General features: G+C 70.7%; 21 protein-coding genes and 1 pseudogene. 17 read left to right on the forward strand and 5 right to left on the reverse strand.

All coding sequences use genetic code 11. From position 1 onward, the window contains the following. Positions 1-8 precede the first annotated feature (8 nt). The 6 genes from CFN78_RS20055 (at position 9) to CFN78_RS29255 (ending at position 5,832) form a co-directional block, all read left to right on the forward strand. Positions 9-1,793 carry a hypothetical protein gene (locus CFN78_RS20055; RefSeq protein WP_094864389.1) on the forward strand — a complete coding sequence of 595 codons (1,785 nt, stop codon included), beginning with the start codon at positions 9-11 and terminating at the stop codon, positions 1,791-1,793. A 15-nt stretch (positions 1,794-1,808) separates the two neighbouring features. After that, complete coding sequence (locus tag CFN78_RS20060) at positions 1,809-2,582, forward strand: ESX secretion-associated protein EspG (RefSeq protein WP_094864390.1); 774 nt, start codon at positions 1,809-1,811, stop codon at positions 2,580-2,582. 129 nt (positions 2,583-2,711) lie between these two features. Next, positions 2,712-3,062, forward strand: coding sequence for a hypothetical protein (locus tag CFN78_RS20065; RefSeq protein WP_338065543.1), 351 nt, complete (start codon positions 2,712-2,714; stop codon positions 3,060-3,062). 34 nt (positions 3,063-3,096) lie between these two features. Next, positions 3,097-4,251 carry a WXG100 family type VII secretion target gene (locus CFN78_RS20070; protein ID WP_094864391.1) on the forward strand — a complete coding sequence of 385 codons (1,155 nt, stop codon included), beginning with the start codon at positions 3,097-3,099 and terminating at the stop codon, positions 4,249-4,251. 79 nt (positions 4,252-4,330) lie between these two features. After that, a complete protein-coding gene (locus CFN78_RS20075; protein ID WP_094864392.1) occupies positions 4,331-5,497 on the forward strand; it encodes a pyridoxal phosphate-dependent aminotransferase in 1,167 nt (388 codons plus the stop codon). A gap of 161 nt (positions 5,498-5,658) precedes the next feature. After that, complete coding sequence (locus CFN78_RS29255; protein WP_165777631.1) at positions 5,659-5,832, forward strand: hypothetical protein; 174 nt, start codon at positions 5,659-5,661, stop codon at positions 5,830-5,832. A gap of 18 nt (positions 5,833-5,850) precedes the next feature. Here the strand turns inward: CFN78_RS29255 and CFN78_RS20080 are convergent, their stop codons facing one another. Beyond that, the gene (locus CFN78_RS20080; protein WP_094864393.1) at positions 5,851-6,882 is read right to left on the reverse strand and encodes a threonine aldolase family protein; all 1,032 of its coding nucleotides are present in this window, start codon (positions 6,880-6,882) and stop codon (positions 5,851-5,853) included. Positions 6,883-7,149: 267 nt separating this feature from the next. On the opposite strand from CFN78_RS20080, the gene CFN78_RS20085 reads away from it, so the two are divergent. From CFN78_RS20085 to CFN78_RS29890, 5 genes are all read left to right on the forward strand, one after another. Further along, on the forward strand, positions 7,150-7,671 hold the full coding sequence (locus CFN78_RS20085; RefSeq protein WP_094864394.1) for a SigE family RNA polymerase sigma factor: 522 nt from the start codon (positions 7,150-7,152) through the stop codon (positions 7,669-7,671). 96 nt (positions 7,672-7,767) lie between these two features. Next, a complete protein-coding gene (locus CFN78_RS20090; RefSeq protein ID WP_094864395.1) occupies positions 7,768-8,505 on the forward strand; it encodes a hypothetical protein in 738 nt (245 codons plus the stop codon). Between the two features lie 86 nt (positions 8,506-8,591). Continuing rightward, entirely contained in the window at positions 8,592-9,191 is a 600-nt protein-coding gene (locus tag CFN78_RS20095) for a TetR/AcrR family transcriptional regulator (RefSeq protein ID WP_094864396.1), read from the forward strand. A 44-nt stretch (positions 9,192-9,235) separates the two neighbouring features. Next, positions 9,236-10,669, forward strand: a complete 1,434-nt coding sequence (purB, locus tag CFN78_RS20100; protein WP_094864397.1) for an adenylosuccinate lyase — start codon at positions 9,236-9,238, stop codon at positions 10,667-10,669. A gap of 30 nt (positions 10,670-10,699) precedes the next feature. Next, on the forward strand, positions 10,700-11,527 hold the full coding sequence (locus CFN78_RS29890) for an MOSC domain-containing protein (RefSeq protein WP_094864398.1): 828 nt from the start codon (positions 10,700-10,702) through the stop codon (positions 11,525-11,527). Positions 11,528-11,577: 50 nt separating this feature from the next. Here the strand turns inward: CFN78_RS29890 and CFN78_RS20110 are convergent. Next, a pseudogene (locus tag CFN78_RS20110) lies at positions 11,578-12,348 on the reverse strand (SAM hydrolase/SAM-dependent halogenase family protein); the annotation flags it as partial. Between the two features lie 6 nt (positions 12,349-12,354). Here CFN78_RS20110 and CFN78_RS30225 point away from each other — a divergent pair. Together CFN78_RS30225 and CFN78_RS20115 are read left to right on the forward strand one after the other, a co-directional pair. Further along, positions 12,355-12,453 carry a putative leader peptide gene (locus tag CFN78_RS30225; protein ID WP_338065544.1) on the forward strand — a complete coding sequence of 33 codons (99 nt, stop codon included), beginning with the start codon at positions 12,355-12,357 and terminating at the stop codon, positions 12,451-12,453. An 87-nt stretch (positions 12,454-12,540) separates the two neighbouring features. Then, positions 12,541-13,458, forward strand: coding sequence for a sulfite exporter TauE/SafE family protein (locus CFN78_RS20115; protein ID WP_094864399.1), 918 nt, complete (start codon positions 12,541-12,543; stop codon positions 13,456-13,458). Between the two features lie 183 nt (positions 13,459-13,641). Here the strand turns inward: CFN78_RS20115 and CFN78_RS20120 are convergent, their stop codons facing one another. The 3 genes from CFN78_RS20120 to CFN78_RS20130 all read right to left on the reverse strand — a co-directional run bounded on the left by CFN78_RS20120 (position 13,642) and on the right by CFN78_RS20130 (position 14,952). Beyond that, positions 13,642-13,818 (reverse strand): DUF397 domain-containing protein, encoded by a 177-nt coding sequence (locus CFN78_RS20120; protein WP_094864400.1) that lies wholly within the window; start codon positions 13,816-13,818, stop codon positions 13,642-13,644. Between the two features lie 92 nt (positions 13,819-13,910). Next, entirely contained in the window at positions 13,911-14,087 is a 177-nt protein-coding gene (locus CFN78_RS20125) for a DUF397 domain-containing protein (protein ID WP_094864401.1), read from the reverse strand. Then, positions 14,062-14,952 carry a DUF5753 domain-containing protein gene (locus CFN78_RS20130; protein WP_094864402.1) on the reverse strand — a complete coding sequence of 297 codons (891 nt, stop codon included), beginning with the start codon at positions 14,950-14,952 and terminating at the stop codon, positions 14,062-14,064. Before CFN78_RS20130 ends, CFN78_RS20125 begins: the two co-directional genes overlap by 26 nt. Before the next feature lie 206 nt (positions 14,953-15,158). On the opposite strand from CFN78_RS20130, the gene CFN78_RS20135 reads away from it, so the two are divergent. The 4 genes from CFN78_RS20135 (at position 15,159) to CFN78_RS20150 (ending at position 17,749) form a co-directional block, all read left to right on the forward strand. Continuing rightward, a complete protein-coding gene (locus CFN78_RS20135; RefSeq protein ID WP_094864403.1) occupies positions 15,159-15,344 on the forward strand; it encodes a hypothetical protein in 186 nt (61 codons plus the stop codon). A gap of 69 nt (positions 15,345-15,413) precedes the next feature. After that, the gene (locus tag CFN78_RS20140; RefSeq protein WP_094864404.1) at positions 15,414-16,151 is read left to right on the forward strand and encodes a VOC family protein; all 738 of its coding nucleotides are present in this window, start codon (positions 15,414-15,416) and stop codon (positions 16,149-16,151) included. Positions 16,152-16,416: 265 nt separating this feature from the next. Continuing rightward, positions 16,417-16,782 (forward strand): hypothetical protein, encoded by a 366-nt coding sequence (locus tag CFN78_RS20145; protein WP_094864405.1) that lies wholly within the window; start codon positions 16,417-16,419, stop codon positions 16,780-16,782. Between the two features lie 82 nt (positions 16,783-16,864). Next, entirely contained in the window at positions 16,865-17,749 is an 885-nt protein-coding gene (locus tag CFN78_RS20150) for a phosphoribosylaminoimidazolesuccinocarboxamide synthase (RefSeq protein ID WP_094864406.1), read from the forward strand. The last annotated feature ends 59 nt before the right edge of the window (positions 17,750-17,808 follow it).

The following is a 17,808-nucleotide window of genomic DNA, read 5'->3' on the forward strand; positions in this document are numbered from 1 at the left end:
GAGTGGACATGGACGGCTCCGAAGTGAGTGACGTCGACCTGAGTGCCGAGGTGGAGCGCATCCGCAACCACCGCTTCGACGGTTACGCCGACGGCACGCTCGCCGACGAGATCGACAGCTTCCGCGCGGGCGTCGGCACGGCCGGCCTTGGCGAGGCGGTCGACGCGCTGCGCGCCGTAGCCGCCGAACTCGCCCGCACCGACGCGACGCTGCGCGAGGAACTGGGCAAGCTGGGCGTCGAGTGGCAGAGCGACGCCGGGCAACAGGCAGGCGCCCGGATCGACGAGAAGGCCCGTTTCTCCGACGAGGCGAACCAGAAGGTGAACCGGTCGGCCGAGATGATCTTCGCGCAGGGCGAGGCGTTCAACCGGACGCTGCACAAACTGCCGGACTCGCACACCCTGCGCGCCGGTTCCGGCGGCCTCACCCTCGGCGACTCGCTGGCCAGTCTGATCGGTTTCGAGACCGACCACTCGAAGGCCGTCGGGCAGGCCCGTGAAGCGCGGCAGCAGGCCGTCGACGCGCTGAACGGGTACGCCGTCGACAGCGGCGAGAACCTGGCCGGGATCGAGTCGATCTCGCAGCCGGACAGCGTGCAGAACGCCTCGTACGGCGGCGCCCCGGGCAGCGGCGTCGATCCCGTCATGGGCGCCGCGTTCACCGAGTCGCAGGCCCCCGGTGACACCCGCCCTTCGGCCGGTGCACCGCTCGCACCCGGTTCGCCGCCGCCGGTCCCCCTGCCCACGACGTCCAGCGGTGCCGGTTACCACCCGCCTGCCCCGCAGTACGTGGCCCCGGTGGCACCCGGAAGGGCGACCGGTTCGGAGCACTCCGCACCCGGACGTACCGCGCCCAGCGGTACGTCTCCCAGCTCGCTGCCCGCCCACGCTCCGTCCCCGGCTCCGGTCGCCGGGGTCGTCGGCAGCGTGCGCCCCGCACCCGGCCACTCCTCCGGTCACGGCCCTACTCCCGGCGTTCCGGTTGCCCCCAATGCTCCGCAGCCGGGCGCGGTACCGCCGTCCCATGGCGGGCCGGCGCCGGTCGGTGGCGTCGTCGGCGGCGGTTCCGGCAACGGCGGCGCCCCCGCGGGACGGCCGGGTGGTGTGCCGGGAGGCTTCGGCACGCCCGGTGGTGGACCGCCCGTTCCCGGTGGCACACAAGGACTTCCTGGCAAGGCCGGGTTCTCTGCCGCGCCGGAGCAGCCGGGCGGGCGATCCCCGTCCGCGCCCGGCGTCCCGGTCACCCCGGGCTCGCCGGGCGGTTCCGGCGGCGGTGGCGGGAACGCCCCGGTGCAGGGTTCCCCGGTGCAGGGCTCCGGGCCGTCCGAAGGCCCGCTCGGCAAGGGGTCGATGACGGGCTCCGGCACGCCGTCTCCCGGCGGCTCCGCGCCGCAGCCACCGCCCGCGGTGACGCCGAAGATGGCGGCAGGCGGCACCGGACTCGGTATGGGTGCCGCGGCGATGGCCGCCGGTGCCGCCGGCGGGGCCACCGCCGGGTTCGGCGGCGGCGACCAGGAACGCGCCAACCGCTCCCAGCGGGGCGGCACCCGGCCGTTGCCGATGGGCGCCCTGCCGGACGAGCAGGCCAGCACCCGCAACGCCGAGTCGGTCCGCGCCAAGCAGGGCAAGCCGCAGTCGGCCTTCCTGGAACGCGCGGCGCAGCAGAACGCCCCGGACGAGGAGGACGCCGAACACGTGCGCAGGTACGGCATCGACGACGCCGACCTGTTCAACGACCGGCGCATGGTCTCGCCCGAGGTGCTCGGCCACGACGACGACTCCGAACGGGCCTGAGGGGTACACCTGCTGATGGGGTCGCCGAACGGCAGCATCGTGCTGTCCCTGCTCGAGTTCGACATGCTCTGGGAGACCGAGCGGCTGCCTGCCCGCCCCCCGGCGCTGGAGGTACCGAGCCCGGGGACGACGCACACCGAGCGGGCGGACCTGGTGGCGAAGGCGTGGGACTCGCTGGCCGCTCGCGGGCTTGCTCGCGGGCACCGTGCCTCCGGTGAACTGGTCGACATGCTCAACCTGTTCGCCGGGCCGAAGGTGGCCGTCGACGTGTGGATGTGGGCCGACCGGGAGATCAAGGGCCTGGCGGTCGGCGTCGGCGGGCAGGCCCTGCTCGGCGTCGTCGACGGCGACGAAGTGTGGCTGATCCCCGCCGCCCCGGACTCGCTCGCCGAGGCCGTCGTCTCGGTCACCGGCGAACTTCGCCCTGGCGTCGGCCGTTCGGTGAGCATCCCGCACGGCGTTCTCGTCGAGGCCGACGCCGAGGCGAGGGGTGACGCCAAGGCACTGGTGACGGCGCTGGAGGACCGTGGCGTGGTGCTGTGGCAGGCGCAGGAGATCGCCGGGATGCTCTTCGGCATGACGGCGCGTGGCCAGTTCGGCGCGCAGCGGTCCACACGGGACGGTTCCGTCCGGCGTGCCGACCGGGTGGTCGCCTTCCACGACACCGACGCCGGGCGCTACCTGTTCCAGCTCGGCCGTGGTGCCGACCGGCAGGCCTGGGCCACCGTCGCCCCGGCCGACAACCAGCTCCTCGCGCAGCGGGTACGGGAACTCGTCGACGAGGTGTGAGCCTCGGCGTCCGCCGGGGGAACCTCGCGCGGCAGCGCCCACGCCGGGTGGCCGAAGTCTTACAGTGTGCTGGGGAACCGCCTCGGCGCGCACAGCGTCCGACGGGCGGATGCGTGTTCGCAAGAGGGGATGACGACCGTGCCTGTGTACGACCCGGAATCGATGGGCATCGCCGCTGGTCAGGTGGAGAAGATCCTGGAGCGGATCGAGGAGACCAAGCGGAAGATGACGCCGATGGAGGGGGAGAACCCGTTCGGCAGCATGACGCCGCCGGAGGGCAGCCAGACCGGCGGGTCCGAGGGGGCGAAGGGCGCGGTCGGCTCGTTCCAGAACGGGATGAACTCCGAGTTCGACGCCGCCGCCGGGCACATGACGGCGGCGAGCGACTTCCTGCGCCGGGCGGCCGGACTGCTCCAGGAGACCGAGCAGGTGCACATGGACAACCTGACGGTCCACTACGACAGGCAGGACAAGGCGTGAGAGCGTCGCGCGCCGCGGGCGAGGGGGCGGGAACATGAGCCTGGGGATGCCGCCGGAGTGGCAGGGTGTCACCGAGAAGGCCGATCAGGTCGCGAAGGTCGACCCGGCGAAGATCCAGACCGCGGCCGACCAGTTCCGGGCCGCCTCGGACGGTGCGGGCGACCAGTCCGCCGAGCTGAACAACGCGACCGCCGCCCTGCACGAGGGCATCTGGGACGGTCCGGCGTCGCAGGAGTTCTTCGGCTACGTCGAGCAGGTAAAGCAGGCGGGATCGAAGGTTCAGCAGCGGCTCGGCGAGGTGTCCGACGAGCTGGCCGCCCTGCAGGAGCAGTTGCAGAGCATCCGCGACCAGGTCAACTCCATCAAGTCGGACGCCGAATCGCAGATCAACACCAGGAACCAGGAGGCCGAGGCGGCCGCCGCCGAGGCGCGGCGGCTGGCAGACGAGGGCACGCCCGGCCCGGTGCCCGCGGAGACGATCCTCGCCGACGCGAAGACGGCGACCAGCGAGATCGCGAAGGGCGCCGACGAGCAGATCAAGGGCCTGCTGACCCAGGCCGACGACGCCGTCCGCAAGGCCCAGGACCTGATGAAGCAGGACCTGGATGGCGGTTACGCCTCGGTTCCGGCACCGGGCGGCAACGGTTCCCCGCCCGGCCGCACCGGCGGTCTCGACGGCGGTTCCGGTTCCTCGGGCGGCGGTGGTTCCTCGGGCGGTGGTGGTTCCTCCGGTGGTGGCGGTTCGTCCGGCGGCGGTGGGGGTTCCGGCGACGGAGGTGGCGGTGGCGGTCTCGGTTCCAGTGGCGGCCCGCCGTCCAGTGGCCCACCCCCCGGCAACGTCGACTCGTGGATCCGTGAGGCGATCAAGATCCTGCAGGAGAACGGGATTCCGGTCACCGAGGACAACATCGACGAGATCTGGACGATCATCGAGAAGGAGTCCGGCGGCGATCCGCACGCGCTGAACGACTGGGATTCCAACGCCGCGAAGGGCACCCCGTCCAAGGGCCTGATGCAGTGCATCGACCCGACCTTCGACGCGCACAAGCTGCCCGGCCACGACGACATCTACAACCCGGTCGACAACATCATCGCCGGTGTCCGGTACACCTTCGACCGCTACGGCGGCTTCGAGGGACACCCCGGTCTGAAGGCGATGTCCGGCGGTGGCGGTTACCAGGGTTACTGAGCCGGCCCGCTGACGGCGTGCCGGTGGCCGCTGTCGCGGCGGTCGGTATTGCGGCGTCGGCCGGACCTACCCTGGGCGCATGGTCGAACCCGCCACGTTCCCCGGTCCCTCCCGCCGCTCGGACGTCCCGCCGTTCCACGTCATGGACGTGCTCTCGGCGGCGCAAGCGCGGCAGCGCAGCCACGGCGACGTCGTCGCGCTCGCCGCGGGGCAGCCGACCGCGGGCGCGCCCGCCCCGGTGCGGGAGGCGGCGGAACGCGCGCTGCACGGCGGCGACCTCGGCTACACCGTGCAGCTCGGCATCCCGGAGCTGCGGGAGGCGATCGCCGGGCACTACGAGCGCCGGTACGCCCTCGACGTGAGCCCGGACGAGGTGATCGTCACGACCGGTTCGTCCGGTGGGTTCCTGCTGTCGTTCCTGTCGGCGTTCGAGGCGGGTGACCGGGTGGCGATGGCCCGCCCCGGCTACCCGGCGTACCGCAACCTGCTCGCCGCGCTGGGGTGCGAGGTCGTCGAGTTCGCCACCGACGAGAGCACCCGCTTCCAGCCGACCGGCGACCTGCTGGACGAGCTGGGGCCGGTGGACGGGCTGATCGTCGCCAGTCCGAGCAACCCCACCGGCACGACACTGCCGCCGGGGGAGTTCGCCGCGATCGCCGGCTGGTGCGCCTCGCACGGGGTGCAGCTCGTCAGCGACGAGATCTACCACGGCATCGCGTACGAGGCGGAGACGCCGTGCGCCTGGCAGACCTCACGCGAGGCGCTGGTGCTCGGCTCGTTCTCGAAGTACTTCGCGATGACCGGCTGGCGGCTGGGCTGGATGCTGGTGCCGCCGCGGCTGCACCGGGCGGTGGACGTGCTGACCGGAAACTTCAACATCTGCGCGCCCGCGTTGTCGCAACGTGCTGCGGTGGCCGCGTTCGAGCCGGAGGCCTACGCCGAGCTGGACGGCCACGTCGCCCGTTACCGCTCGAACCGCGATCTGCTGGTCGGCGGGCTGGCCGATCTGGGGCTCGATCGCGTTGCCCCGGTGGACGGCGCGTTCTACGCCTACGTCGACGTTTCCGCGTACACCTCGGACAGCCTGAGCTGGTGCGGGCGGCTGCTCGCCGAGACCGGGGTCGCGATCACGCCCGGCATCGACTTCGATCCGGTCGACGGCGGCAAGTTCGTCCGGTTCTCCTTCGCCGGCGCGGAATCCGAACTTCGCGAAGGCCTGGAACGCCTCGCCGGCTGGCTTCCCTGACACCCCCTCCGACGTCGCCGCCGGCGGGTCGGGGGAACCCGGAGATTGCCCTGAACGTTGCCGAATACACGAGCCGAATCGGGCTCGGACGTGGGAGTGTGCGTACGAGGGGCCGCGCGCCCCTTCCCGCTGAACGTGAGTACCCAAGGAAGGGCACAACGATGTTCTGGAAGATCGTCGGCACGCTGATCGTCGTCTGGCTGGCCTTCACCGTGCTCGGTTTCGTGGTCAAGTCGCTGTTCTGGCTGGCCATCGTCGGTGGCGTGCTGTTCCTCGCCACGGCCGGGTACGCGGCCATCAAGGGCAAGAGCGACCCGAAGCGTCTCCGGTCCTGACCACCCGCGGACGGACGGTCAGCGTTCGCCCGCCTTGATCCGCCGGATCGCCTCGTCGACCTCGGTGGCGCTGACGTCGCGGTGCGTCACGAAGCGCACCTTGCCCGCCATCGGCAGCGCGGCGATGCCCAGCTTGCCGAGCCATTCGAGCGTGACGTTCAGGTCGGCGACCCTGGCTAGCACGATGTTGGTCTCCGGTTCGTCGACCTCCCAGCCGAACTCGCCGAGCCCGGTGGCCAGCCTGCGCGCGTTCTCGTGGTCGACGGCGAGGTCGCCCATCTGGTCCAGTGCCGTCAGGCAGGCCGCGGCGAGCACGCCGCCCTGCCGGACGCCGCCGCCGAGCATCTGCCGCATCCGCCGGGCCCGCGCGACGAACTCCTCGCTGCCCGCGACGACCGAGCCGACCGGCGCGCCGAGCCCCTTGCTGAAGCAGGCCGAGACGGTGTCCACGCCCACCGTCAGCGCGGCGGGCGGCAGGTCCAGCGATACGGCCGCGTTCCACAGCCGAGCCCCGTCCAGGTGCACGGTCAGCCCGGCGTCGCGGGCGGCGGCGACGAGTTGGGCGTGCTCGTGCGGCGGGGTGACCGAGCCGCCCGAGGCGTTGTGCGTGTTCTCCAGGCAGAGCAGGGTGGTACGCAGCGCGTAGTACGGACCCTGCCGGGCGCCGATCGACGCGCGCAGGTTGCCGTGGCTGGGCCTGCCCGGCCCGGCGTCGTGTTCCAGCGTGTCCGGCATACCGCCGGCGAGCCAGGCCGCGGAGCCGAGTTCGTTCGACAGGACGTGCGCGTCACGGGGCGCGAGGAACCGGTCACCGCGGGAAAGGTGGACGCTCAGCGCCACCAGGTTGGCCATCGTCCCGCTCGGCGTCCACAGCGCGGCGGGCATTCCGAGCAGTCCGGCCGCGCGTTCCTCCAGCGCCCGCATCGTCGGGTCGGTGTCGATGACGTTGTCGCCGACCTCTGCCGACGCCATCGCCGAGCGCATCGCCTCGCTCGGGCTGGTCACGGTGTCGGATCGGAAGTCGATTGCCGGATTCGCAGCGGAGGTCACGGTTCGATCACATCACATTGTTCGTTACGTGGACAAACCGGTTCGCCGCCTGCCGCCGTACGAGCGATCCGTTCGGCCGGAACGCCGACGGACGGTGCCCCGACGTGCACGGATCGCGTATGCCGATTGCGCCGTCCGGGATCCGGGGCACACTTTCGCAGCGGAAGCGGGCCGCATGGTTGGATCCATCGGATTCCTCATGCAACCGTGGACGCTCCGGGTTCCGTCATTACTCATGGACACACGAAGAAGCGGAGAGCCAACCGCGTGGACCAGCACGAAGAGCAGGAGTTCGCGGAGTATTTCGCAGCGAAGCGAGACTCCGTGCGAAGGACCGCGTACATGCTCTGCGGTGACTGGCACAAGGCGGATGACCTCGCGCAGACGGCGTTTGTCGCGCTGCACCGGCGCTGGCGGAAGATCCGGGACCGGTCGGCCACAGATGCCTATGTGCGGAAGACGCTGGTGCGAGCCTCGATCGACGAGTCGCGCCGGCCGTGGCGACGGGAGCGCAATGTCGACGTCTTGCCGGAATCGGTGGCGGCGGGTACGCGGTTCGACGAGCGCATCGTCGACCGCGAGGACCTGCTGGCCGGACTCCGTCAGGTGCCGCCGAAGCAGCGTGCCGTCCTGGTACTTCGCTACTTCGAGGGCATGGATGTCGGCGGCGTCGCCAAGGCGCTGGGATGCAGTGAGGGCAACGTGAAAAGCCAGACGGCACGCGGCCTCGCGAAACTGCGCGAGGTGCTCGGCGGCAGCGAGCTCGCCGAGCAGCGGGAAACGCGGTGATCGCCGTGTCCCGGCCGACCGCGTGCCCTGTCACAGCTCGTCCGGGCACAGCAGGGTGCCCGGAGACAGCGATGTGCGACGAGGAGGTGGACACGCATGAATGACCGCGAACTCGAGACCATGTTCCGTGGCGCGGCGGGAGAACCGCCGACGCCGACGTTCGACGCGAGCGACGTGGCCGCCGCCTCCAGACGAGCCACCGTGCGCAAGCGCAACGCCGTCACCATGGCGTGTACTTGTGCGGTGGTCGTGGTTGCCGGACTCGGTGTGACCGGTGTAGTCCTGGAGAACTCCGGGGGAACCGGTGACACCAGCACCGCGGCGCAGGAGAACGCGCCGGTCCCGGACGCTTCAGGTTCGGTTCTCGCCGTTCCGGGGCAACCCGGCCAGGTGCCCGCACGTCCTCCCAATGCGGACACACCACAGAACTTCCCGGCCTCGCCCAAGCAGGGGGGCGAGGATTCCGGGGAGAACGGCCCTCGGGCCGGCACCTCCGGGTGCGACAAGGTCGACCGGGAGCTCGCCACCGCCCTCGCTGGCGAGCTCCCGGTCACCGTCGAGGCGCAGCCGACCCCAGGCCGTTTCTGCCCCGAGGGTTCCCGCTCGGCGGGGCTCCCGGTGCAGGCGCAGGACGCTTCCGGCGTGCTCACGGCCTCGGTGTACGAGGCGGGTTCCGCCCTTCCGCCGCGGATCAGCGGAGCGGTGAGCGACCAGCGCCCGACCGCCTCGGGCAAGGTCGTCGTCGTCTTCAGCGTTCCTGGGCAGGGCTCCGCCGCGGCGCCGTTCGGCGGCGAGGTGGCGCGGATCGCCGCCGCCCTGGCCGCAAGGTACTGACCGGCCGCCTGCCGAGGTACCGCGTCGCCGCAGGGCACGGACCTGAAAGGATGTCCTGCCATGCACCCGTGTCAGCAGGACGCCCGGTGACCGCCGCCAGCACGCCGAAGGGCGAACGACGTCGAGCCGCGCTGGCCGAGGCCGCTGCCGCGCTGCTCAGCGAGGGCGGTTTCGACGCGGTGCGGCACCGTGCGGTGGCCGAGCGGGCCGAACTGCCGCTCGCCTCGACGACGTACTACTTCGATTCGCTCGACGACCTGGTCAGTGCCGCCGTCGAGCATCATTCCCGCGCGGAGCTGGCGTTCGGCCGCCGGTGCCTGGAGGACCTGGCCACCCGCAACCGTGGGGTGGACTCGCTGGTCGACCTGGTCCTGGAGCTGCTGCTCGGTCCTCGGCAGCCGGAGCGCGAGGCGGACGCCGAGGCGGTACTGCTGCGCTACGAGCGGCTGGTGGCCACCGGCCGCCGGGCGTACCTGCGGCCGTTGATGCGCGAACTGTCCGGCGAGCTGCACGAGCTGATGCGGGAGATCTTCGCCCGCTCCGGCATGCCGATCGACGAGACGGAGCTGGAACGGCTGATCGCCCTGGTGGACGGCGCCGTGGTGAACGCGCTGATCGCGATCGATCCCGACCCGCGTGCGGTTGCCGGACGGATGCTGCGCGCCGCCCTGCGCCCCGAGAGCTGAGCGGGCCCCCGGAGCCGGTCACCGCCACCCGCTAGCCTGGCCTGGTGACTCAGAAGCCCGCCGTTCCGAACGTACTCGCAGGTCGTTACGCCTCGCCCGAGCTGGTGGCGCTGTGGTCGCCCGAGCGCAAGGTGACGCTGGAGCGGGAACTGTGGCTCGCCGTGCTGAAGGCGCAGGCGGAGCTGGGCGTGCCGGTGCCGGACGGGGTGGTCGCCGACTACGAGCGGGTGCTGCCGGAGGTGGACCTGGCCTCGATCGCCGAGCGTGAGCGGGTCACCAGGCACGACGTGAAGGCGCGGATCGAGGAGTTCAATGCCCTCGCCGGGCACGAGCACGTGCACAAGGGCATGACCTCGCGGGATCTGACGGAGAACGTCGAGCAGTTGCAGGTGCACCACTCGCTGGCGCTGGTGCGCTCCCGGGTGGTGGCGGTGCTCTCCCGGCTGGCCGCGCTCGCCGTGCAGCACGGTGACCTGGTGATGGCCGGACGTTCGCACAACGTGGCGGCGCAGGCGACGACGTTGGGCAAGCGGTTCGCCACGGCCGCCGACGAGCTGCTGGTGGCCTTCGAGCGGATGGACGACCTGATCGGCCGCTATCCGCTGCGTGGCATCAAGGGCCCGGTGGGCACCGCCCAGGACATGCTCGACCTGCTCGGCGGTAATGCGTCCACTTTGGACACGCTGGAGCGGAAGGTGGCCGAGCACCTCGGTATCGAGCGGACGTTCACCAGCGTCGGCCAGGTCTATCCGAGGTCGCTGGACTTCGACGTGCTCTCCGCGCTGGTGCAGGTGGCGGCGGCGCCGTCCTCGCTGGCGAAGACGATCCGGCTGATGGCGGGCAACGAGCTGGTGACCGAGGGTTTCCAGCCCGGCCAGGTCGGCTCCTCGGCCATGCCGCACAAGATGAACACGCGCTCCTGCGAGCGGGTGAACGGCCTTGCCGTGGTGCTGCGCGGGTACCTGTCGATGATCGGGGAGCTGGCCGGCGACCAGTGGAACGAGGGTGACGTCTCGGATTCGGTGGTGCGCAGGGTCGCGCTGCCGGACGCCTTCTTCGCCCTCGACGGCCTGCTGGAGACGTTCCTGACGGTGCTGGCGGAGTTCGGCGCGTTCCCCGCCGTCGTCGACCGCGAGCTGGACCGTTACCTGCCGTTCCTGGCCACCACCAAGGTGCTGATGGCCTCGGTGCGCGAGGGGGTCGGCCGGGAGACGGCGCACGAGGCGATCAAGGAGAACGCGGTCGCGGTGGCGCTGGAGATGCGTGAGCAGGGCCTGGCCGGCAACGACCTGCTGGACCGGCTGGCCGCCGACGACCGGATCCCGCTGGACCGGGAGGCGCTGGACAAGCTGCTCACCGACCGGATCTCCTTCACCGGCACGGCTCCGGCACAGGTCCGGGCGGTCGCGCAGCGGGTAGGGGTGCTGCTGGAACGTTTCCCGGAGGCGGCGAACTACGCGCCGTCGCCGATCCTGTGATGCGGGCTCGCGGAACCGGAGGCTGACCCGGTGGCGCGCATCGTCGAACTCGTCACGTACCCGGTCAAGGGCTGTGCCGGTGTCTCCCGTTCCGGTGCGCTGCTGACCCCCGCCGGGCTGGAGCACGATCGCAGCTTCATGGTCACCGACCCGGACGGCACGTTCCGCAGTCAGCGCAAGGACCCGTCGATGGCGGTGATCCGGCCCGACATCGATGCCGGGCCGGGCAGGCTCACCCTGCGCGCCCCGGGCGTGGACCCGGTGACCGTCGAGGTGCTGACGTCCGCGCCGCGTTCCGCGGTAACCCTGTTCGGCCGCCCCTACCAGGGGATCGACCAGGGGGACGCGGTCGCCGAGTGGCTGTCCGGGGTGCTGGGTTTACCGAGCAGGTTGATGCGGGTGCCACCCGAGCACGACCGGGTCACGGCGGGCGCGGTGGCGGGTACCGCGGGCTATGCGGACGGCCACGCCTGCACCCTCGCCGCACTGTCCTCATTGGACGCGTTGAACGAGCGGATCGCCGAGCCGGGCGGGGAAGCCTTGCCGATCAACAGGTTCCGGCCGAACGTGGTGATCGACGGCTGGCCGGAGCCACACCGTGAGGACGCCATTCGCGCGATGACGCTGGGCGAGGCCGAGCTGGGTTACGCGAAACTCGACATCCGCTGCGCGGTGACCACCGTGGACCAGGAGACCGGCCGCAAGGCCGGACCCGAGCCCCTGCGGACGCTGGCGGGTTACCGGCGGGCGGCCGAGGGCGGGGTGGCGTTCGGGGTGAAGTTCGCGGTGCTGCGCCCGGGAAAGCTGTCGGTGGGCGACGAGGTGATCGTCAGCTCCTGGGGCGAGTCGGAGCTGTAGCCGAGTGCGCGCGCAGCCGAACCGAGGTTGACCGCCACGGCCACCGCGCCTGCCGAGTCCACGTACACCACGGCCTCGCCCGGTGCGGCGTCGGCGAAGGTCCGCCCGAGGGTGGCCGCGAGCGCCGAACGTCCATAGTGGACGGTCATCGATCTGGAAAGCCCTGCGGCGTCGAGGTCTTCGCGGTTCGCGGCGAGCGCGATGTTGCCGAAGGTGTCCACATCGGTCACCTCGGCGGTCAGTTCACCGGGCCGGACGGACACCGCGGGCTCGGGCAGCCGCACCAGTTCGTCGACGCCGGCCCCGAACTCGGCCGGGGGCACGCCCAGTGCCAGGTGTGCGGCGGCCGGGGCGAACACGTCCCGGCCGTGGAAGGTCGCCGACACCTCCGGCAGCCGGAACCGGGGCGAGGTGAGCTGGTAGGCGGCCTGGACGCCGCCGAGCGCCTCGGCGGCGGGCGGCAGCAGCCCGTTGTCCGGTCCGACGAGCAGCCCGCCCGGCGTGACCAGCACGACGCCCCGGCGCGCGGTCCCGACGCCCGGATCGACCACGGCCAGGTGCACCGAGGACGGCAGGTATGGCACGGTGCGCGCCAGCACGAGCGCCCCGGCCCGCACGTCCTGCGGCGGCACCAGGTGTGTGACGTCCGATACCCGCAGGTCAGGGCCGATGCGGCCGATGACGCCGTGGCAGGCGGCGACGAAGCCGTCGCGCAGGCCGTAGTCGGTGGTGAAGGCGATCCGGCGAGGCGTCACCCGGCCATTCTCCGCCGGTTCACCATCTGGGAAGCGTTGGCCCACGAGGTGGACGTCTGTAAGCATCGACTCGTGGTGACGCGAGTGGTGATCGTCGATCGGGTCGCGCTGGTCCAGCGCAGGCACGTCGATCTGCTGCGCGTCAGTTCCGCACTCTGCCGCACTCGCTGATCTCCGCGAGCGCTCTCTCGCAGCGGTCCCCTCCCTGCTCTCCCCACCTGCCGACGTCCGCGTCCGGCCCGTGAAGCCGAGGTCTTCATGCAGACACTGATCCTGTTCGGAATCGCCGGGTTCCTGGCCCAGCTCGTCGACGGAACGCTGGGCATGGCCTTCGGCGTCACCTCGACGACCACGCTGGTCGCGCTCGGCACCGTGCCCGCGGTGGCCAGTGCGGCCGTGCACATGGCCGAGGTCGGCACCTCGCTGGCCTCCGGTGTGGCGCACTGGCGTTTCCGCAACATCGACTGGCGCACGGTCGGCATCCTGGCCGTTCCCGGTGCGATCGGCGCGGTGCTCGGCGCGTACGTGCTGACCTCGCTGTCCACCGACTTCGCCGAGGTCTGGATCACCACGATCCTGCTGATCCTCGGGCTGTACGTGCTGATCCGGTTCGCCTTCCTCCGGCTCGGCAAGCTGATCACCTCGAAGCGTCCCGGGGCGAAGTTCCTCGGCCCGCTCGGCCTGGTCGCCGGGTTCGTCGACGCGACCGGTGGCGGTGGCTGGGGTCCGGTGGCCACCACCACGCTGCTGTCCTCGGGGCGTCTCGAACCGCGCAAGGTCGTCGGCTCGGTGGACACCTCGGAGTTCATCGTCGCGCTCGCCGCCAGCATCGGCTTCTTCTTCTCGCTGTCCTCCGAGCACGACCTCAACTACACGGTGGTGCTTGGCCTGATGATCGGTGGCGTGATCGCGGCGCCGTTCGCGGCCTGGCTGGTCCGGCACATGCCGCCGCGGGTGCTCGGTGCGGCGGCCGGCGGGCTGATCGTGCTCACCAACGCCCGCACGCTGCTGTCCTCCGCCGATGCGAGCGACGCGCTCAGCACCGTCGTCTACGCGGTCATCGTGGTTCTCTGGGCGGCTGGTCTGACCGTGGCGATCCGTTCGGTGCGCGAGGACAAACGGGTCAGTGCGCAGGCGGACGGGGATGACGACGATCGGGAGCCCGCCACCACCTGAGCCGGGCGCGCTGCTCTCTCCGCGGGTACGCCCTCTTGCGGTACGTGACTGGCACCAGGCCGCAATATGTCGACGTATTGCGCTCGCCGGGACCGCAATTCGTCGACATATTGCGATGCCTTGTGCACGAGGTATCGCAATACGTCGACATATTGCGGTGGGTGAGGCCGGGCTGAGCTGGGGTCAGGGGCGGAGGGTGGTGAGTAGGGCGGTGAAGGCGGTGGTGGGGAGGGTGAGGGTGCCGCCCGCACGGTCCTTGGTGTCGCGGATCGCGGTCTCGGCCGGGGTTACGGCGAGTTCCACGCAGTTGTTCTGTGCTCCGCTGTGGCTGCTCTTACGCCAGGTGTGGTGTGGGGTCATGGTTGTCGATTGTCCGGAGCGGGGTGTGTCCGTGGCCAGAGCGCGCGAGGGTGGTGGCCCGGTGCCGGACCACCACCCTGTGTGTTCATTTGCTATGCGCGGATATCGGTGAGTAGGGCGGCGAAGGCGGTGCTGGGGACGGTGAGGGTGCCGCCCTCGCGGTCCTTGGTGTCGCGGATCGCGGTCTCGGCCGGGGTCACGGCGAGTTCCACGCAGTTGTTCTCCGCGCCGCTGTAGCTGCTCTTACGCCAGGTCCGCTGCTCGTTCATCGTTCCTCAATTCGTCCAGTGCTGCCCGGATCAGCCTCGTGGACGAGGTCGCTGACAGTGCCGCATGACGGCTGGCGTCCTCGAAGGTGTCCACGAATGCCTGTACGTCGCGGACATTCTCCACCGTTTCACCACCGGCGGCGTACTCGAGGTAGGCCAGGTCGGGATCGGCCCCGTCGGGGAAGCTCAGGATCGTGACCGGACCGGACATGTTGCCGTAGGCCCCAGCGCTGAACGGGATCACCTGGATCGTCACGTTCCGCTGCCTGCCTACCTTGAGCAGGTGTTCCAACTGCTCGATCATCACCTCGCGCCCACCGGTGATCCGGCGAATCAACGCCTCATCGATGAGCGCGTGCAGGTGCAGTGGTGCCTCGCCATCCAGCAATCGCTGACGACTGTGTCGCTCGTCCGCAGCGCGCCGCTCCCAGCCCTCGGTCCGGTGAAGCCTTCGGCTTGCCTCGCCGACCGCCGCCGCGTATCGGGGGGTCTGGAGCAGGCCGGGGATCGCCGTCATCTCCAAGGTGCGTTCCAGTGCGGCGTCGGCCTCGTCGTGCCGGAAGGCGCGGTACTTGTTCGGCAGATCTGCGGCGTGCTCCACGCTGGTGCTGCCCTGCTTGGCGTTCTCCCAGAGCCGGATCGCCTCGGTGCGCTGCTCCTCGGTCACGCCGTAGATGCCGAGCAGCGCCTGCAACAGCGTGAAACCGGGCTGGGTGAGACCGCCTTCCATCCGGGTGATGGTGGTGGCCGCGATCCGCACGTGCGGCGCGATGTCCTCCGGTCGCAGCGGCGGGTCCACGGCCTTGCGCAAGGCCAGCATGTACCGCCCGAGCTTCACCTTGCGCCGAGTCTTCTCCAGAGCCATGCGCCCACTCTAGCGAGTTCGGGTCGCTCACGGATTCACTCAATCGGTCAGTCGTGAATGCAGAATGCATCAGATACGGTCAGAAGTGTCGACGGGGTCATGGTTGGGCCCGGAAGCCGCCACGGCCCCGTCGGCGCACCGGTCACCGCGCCGAATCCGGCCACACAGAACGGAAGTCAGCCATGTTCACTCGCCAAGGAATCGCCGTGGACGCATGGGCGCGCATCGAGGGCGACTGCCCGGTTCGCTGCCAGGTCGTCGGCGGGGAGGCCGAGTTCGAGATCGGTGACCGCGCGGCCTCGCTGAGCATCGTCGCCACCCGCTCCGGTCTGGCCGCGCTGGCGTCGGCCTCCCAGCGGGCGCTGGACGAGATGGAACGCGCCGAATCCTGAGCGGCGATCCTTGCGCCAGTGAACCCTGCCAGCCTAAGTTAGGGTCACCTAACTTGGAGGGCTGAGCCTGTGGCCGAGGAGAAAGCGGAGTTCGACCACCTGCTGCACTGGGTGCCGGACGTGCCCGCCGCCGTGGACAGGTACCGCGCGGCCGGGCTGCTCGCACACGTCAACGAGCCGCGCTGGGGTTTCCAGAACGGCGGCTGGCGGCTGGACGAGCGCTACGTGGAGATCCTGACCGTCGTGGACGCCGAGGAGTTCGCCGTCTCGCCGTACGCGCCTGCGTGGGCGGAGCTGCGACCCGCGGTCGCGGAGACCTCCGGACGGGGTGGCGGTGCGATGACCTTCGCCGTCAACGTCCCCGACGCCACCGCGACGGCCGCGCGCCTGCGCGAGAACGGGCACCGCGCGATCGAGGTTCCGGTCGCCTTCGACGACTCGGTGGGCTTCGTGGAGGTGTTCCTGCCGGACACTCCCGCGTGGGCACCGTTCTTCATCACCTACAGCCCGCCGCGCGAGGAACTGCTCGCCGGGGTGGAGCTGACCGGCGAATACGACCCGGGGCCGTCCGACCTGAAAGCACTGGTCGTCGAGACCCCGGAACCGGAACGTTCGGCGCGTTGGCTGGGCGAGCTGATCGGCGTCCCGGCGAACGGCAGGAGTATCCCGCTGCCCGGCGCCGAGGTGATCTTCGAGCAGGGTCCCGCCGACCGGATCACCGGCGTGATCGTCACCGCGTTACGTACGGCGGTGGAAATCCACGGACTCCGGTACATCCCCGAATCCGGCGAGCGTGCGGCAGGCTGAACCTCCCGGGTGCGCTTCCGCCACCCCTGCGAATTCGGCGATGCGGAACGGTCCGTATCCGGCGAATCGGCGAATCGGGCCGCGCGACAGGCAGCCCTGCTCTCGTGGGTCGCGGAGCCGCGGGTGCGAGTGGAGTCTCCCAGTCAGGTTTTCTTGCCCCGACGTACCGTCCTCGCCGCTTTCCATGTACGGCAGCATCTTCGGTCCGGCATGCTCGCCCGCGTTCGCCAGACCGACATCTCCGAGCAGAGGACAGCGATCACCCATGTCGTTCACGAAGCGTATGAAGACCGTTGCCGGTGCGACTGTCGCGGGTGCCGCGATCAGTGCGGCCACGATGGTGGGATTCGCGGGAACCGCGAACGCGGCCGACTACGAATTCAGGCTGTGCAACAGCTCGACCAAGTACAACCTGACCGCCGAGTTCGAGGACGGCTCGACGAGCAGGAAGGTGTTCCCCGGCGATTGCGTCAAGACCGGAGGGGTCGCCGCGGACACCGACTTCCAGTTGTTCTTCGATCTCGCCGGTGAGGACAACGACAAGCGCTCCAGGGTGCTGAACACCTTCAGCGACGGACACACCCAGGTCGAAACCGACGACTCCCTGCGCTGGACCATGAGCAAGTACTGAGCACGCCCGGGAAAGTGTCGCAACACGCACGACCCGGCACCGGACGCGGCGAGGCCGGAACGCGGGAACTACAGTTCGGGCCGTGACGACGCTGGCTGACTATCCCAAGATCGCCGCGGGCAAGGTCCGCGAGTTGTACGCGGTGGACGAGGAGCACCTGCTGCTCGTGGTGTCCGACCGGATCTCCGCCTACGACTTCGTGCTCGACAGCCCCATCCCGGACAAGGGCCGGGTGCTCACCGCGATGAGCGTGTTCTGGTTCGAACTGCTCGCCGACGTCGTCCCGAACCATCTCGTCGCCTACGAGGACGAGCGCATCCCCGCCGAGGTACGCGGTCGCGCGCTGCTGGTGCGCAGGCTCGGCATGTTGCCGGTCGAGTGCGTGGCGCGCGGTTACCTGGCGGGCTCCGGTTTCGCCGACTACGGGCGTACCGGCGCGGTGTGCGGGGTCGAGCTGCCCGCGGGCCTGGTCGAGGCGGACCGGCTCGCCGAGCCGATCTTCACCCCCGCCACCAAGGCCGATCTCGGCGAGCACGACGAGAACGTCACCTTCAACCAGGTCGTGCGCACCATCGGCGCCGAGCGTGCCGAGGAGATCCGTGCGGCCACGCTCGCCATCTACGCCCTCGGCGCGGAGCACGCGGCGAAGCAGGGCGTGCTGCTGGCCGACACCAAGTTTGAGTTCGGCATCGATCCCTCGGGCACGCTGGTGCTGGGCGACGAGGTGCTGACCCCGGACTCCTCGCGCTACTGGCCGGCCGAGGGCTACACCCCCGGCCGGTCGCAACCCTCCTTCGACAAGCAGTACGTGCGCGACTGGCTGACCTCCGCCGCCTCTGGCTGGGACCGGGCGTCCGACACGCCCCCGCCCCCGCTGCCCGAGGACGTGGTGGCCGCCACCCGCGCGCGGTACGTCGAGGCGTACGAGCGCATCACCGGACGATCGCTCGCCGACTGGCCGTCCTGACGTTCCCGGCCCGTCACCTGCGGGACGGGCCGGTGTCACCCCCGCCGTGTCTACTGTGG

Origin of the sequence: Amycolatopsis antarctica (assembly GCF_002262875.1) — a bacterium.
Taxonomy (GTDB): Bacteria; Actinomycetota; Actinomycetes; order Mycobacteriales; family Pseudonocardiaceae; genus Amycolatopsis; species Amycolatopsis antarctica.

Coding starts and splice junctions, on each gene's coding strand:
- CFN78_RS20055 (WP_094864389.1), top strand. CDS start 9: ATGGACGGCTCCGAAGTGAGTGACGTCGACCTGAGTGCCGAGGTGGAG.
- CFN78_RS20060 (WP_094864390.1), top strand. CDS start 1,809: ATGGGGTCGCCGAACGGCAGCATCGTGCTGTCCCTGCTCGAGTTCGAC.
- CFN78_RS20065 (WP_338065543.1), top strand. CDS start 2,712: ATGACGACCGTGCCTGTGTACGACCCGGAATCGATGGGCATCGCCGCT.
- CFN78_RS20070 (WP_094864391.1), top strand. CDS start 3,097: ATGAGCCTGGGGATGCCGCCGGAGTGGCAGGGTGTCACCGAGAAGGCC.
- CFN78_RS20075 (WP_094864392.1), top strand. CDS start 4,331: ATGGTCGAACCCGCCACGTTCCCCGGTCCCTCCCGCCGCTCGGACGTC.
- CFN78_RS29255 (WP_165777631.1), top strand. CDS start 5,659: ATGTTCTGGAAGATCGTCGGCACGCTGATCGTCGTCTGGCTGGCCTTC.
- CFN78_RS20090 (WP_094864395.1), top strand. CDS start 7,768: ATGAATGACCGCGAACTCGAGACCATGTTCCGTGGCGCGGCGGGAGAA.
- CFN78_RS20115 (WP_094864399.1), top strand. CDS start 12,541: ATGCAGACACTGATCCTGTTCGGAATCGCCGGGTTCCTGGCCCAGCTC.
- CFN78_RS20120 (WP_094864400.1), bottom strand. CDS start 13,818: ATGACCCCACACCACACCTGGCGTAAGAGCAGCCACAGCGGAGCACAG.
- CFN78_RS20125 (WP_094864401.1), bottom strand. CDS start 14,087: ATGAACGAGCAGCGGACCTGGCGTAAGAGCAGCTACAGCGGCGCGGAG.
- CFN78_RS20130 (WP_094864402.1), bottom strand. CDS start 14,952: ATGGCTCTGGAGAAGACTCGGCGCAAGGTGAAGCTCGGGCGGTACATG.
- CFN78_RS20145 (WP_094864405.1), top strand. CDS start 16,417: ATGTCGTTCACGAAGCGTATGAAGACCGTTGCCGGTGCGACTGTCGCG.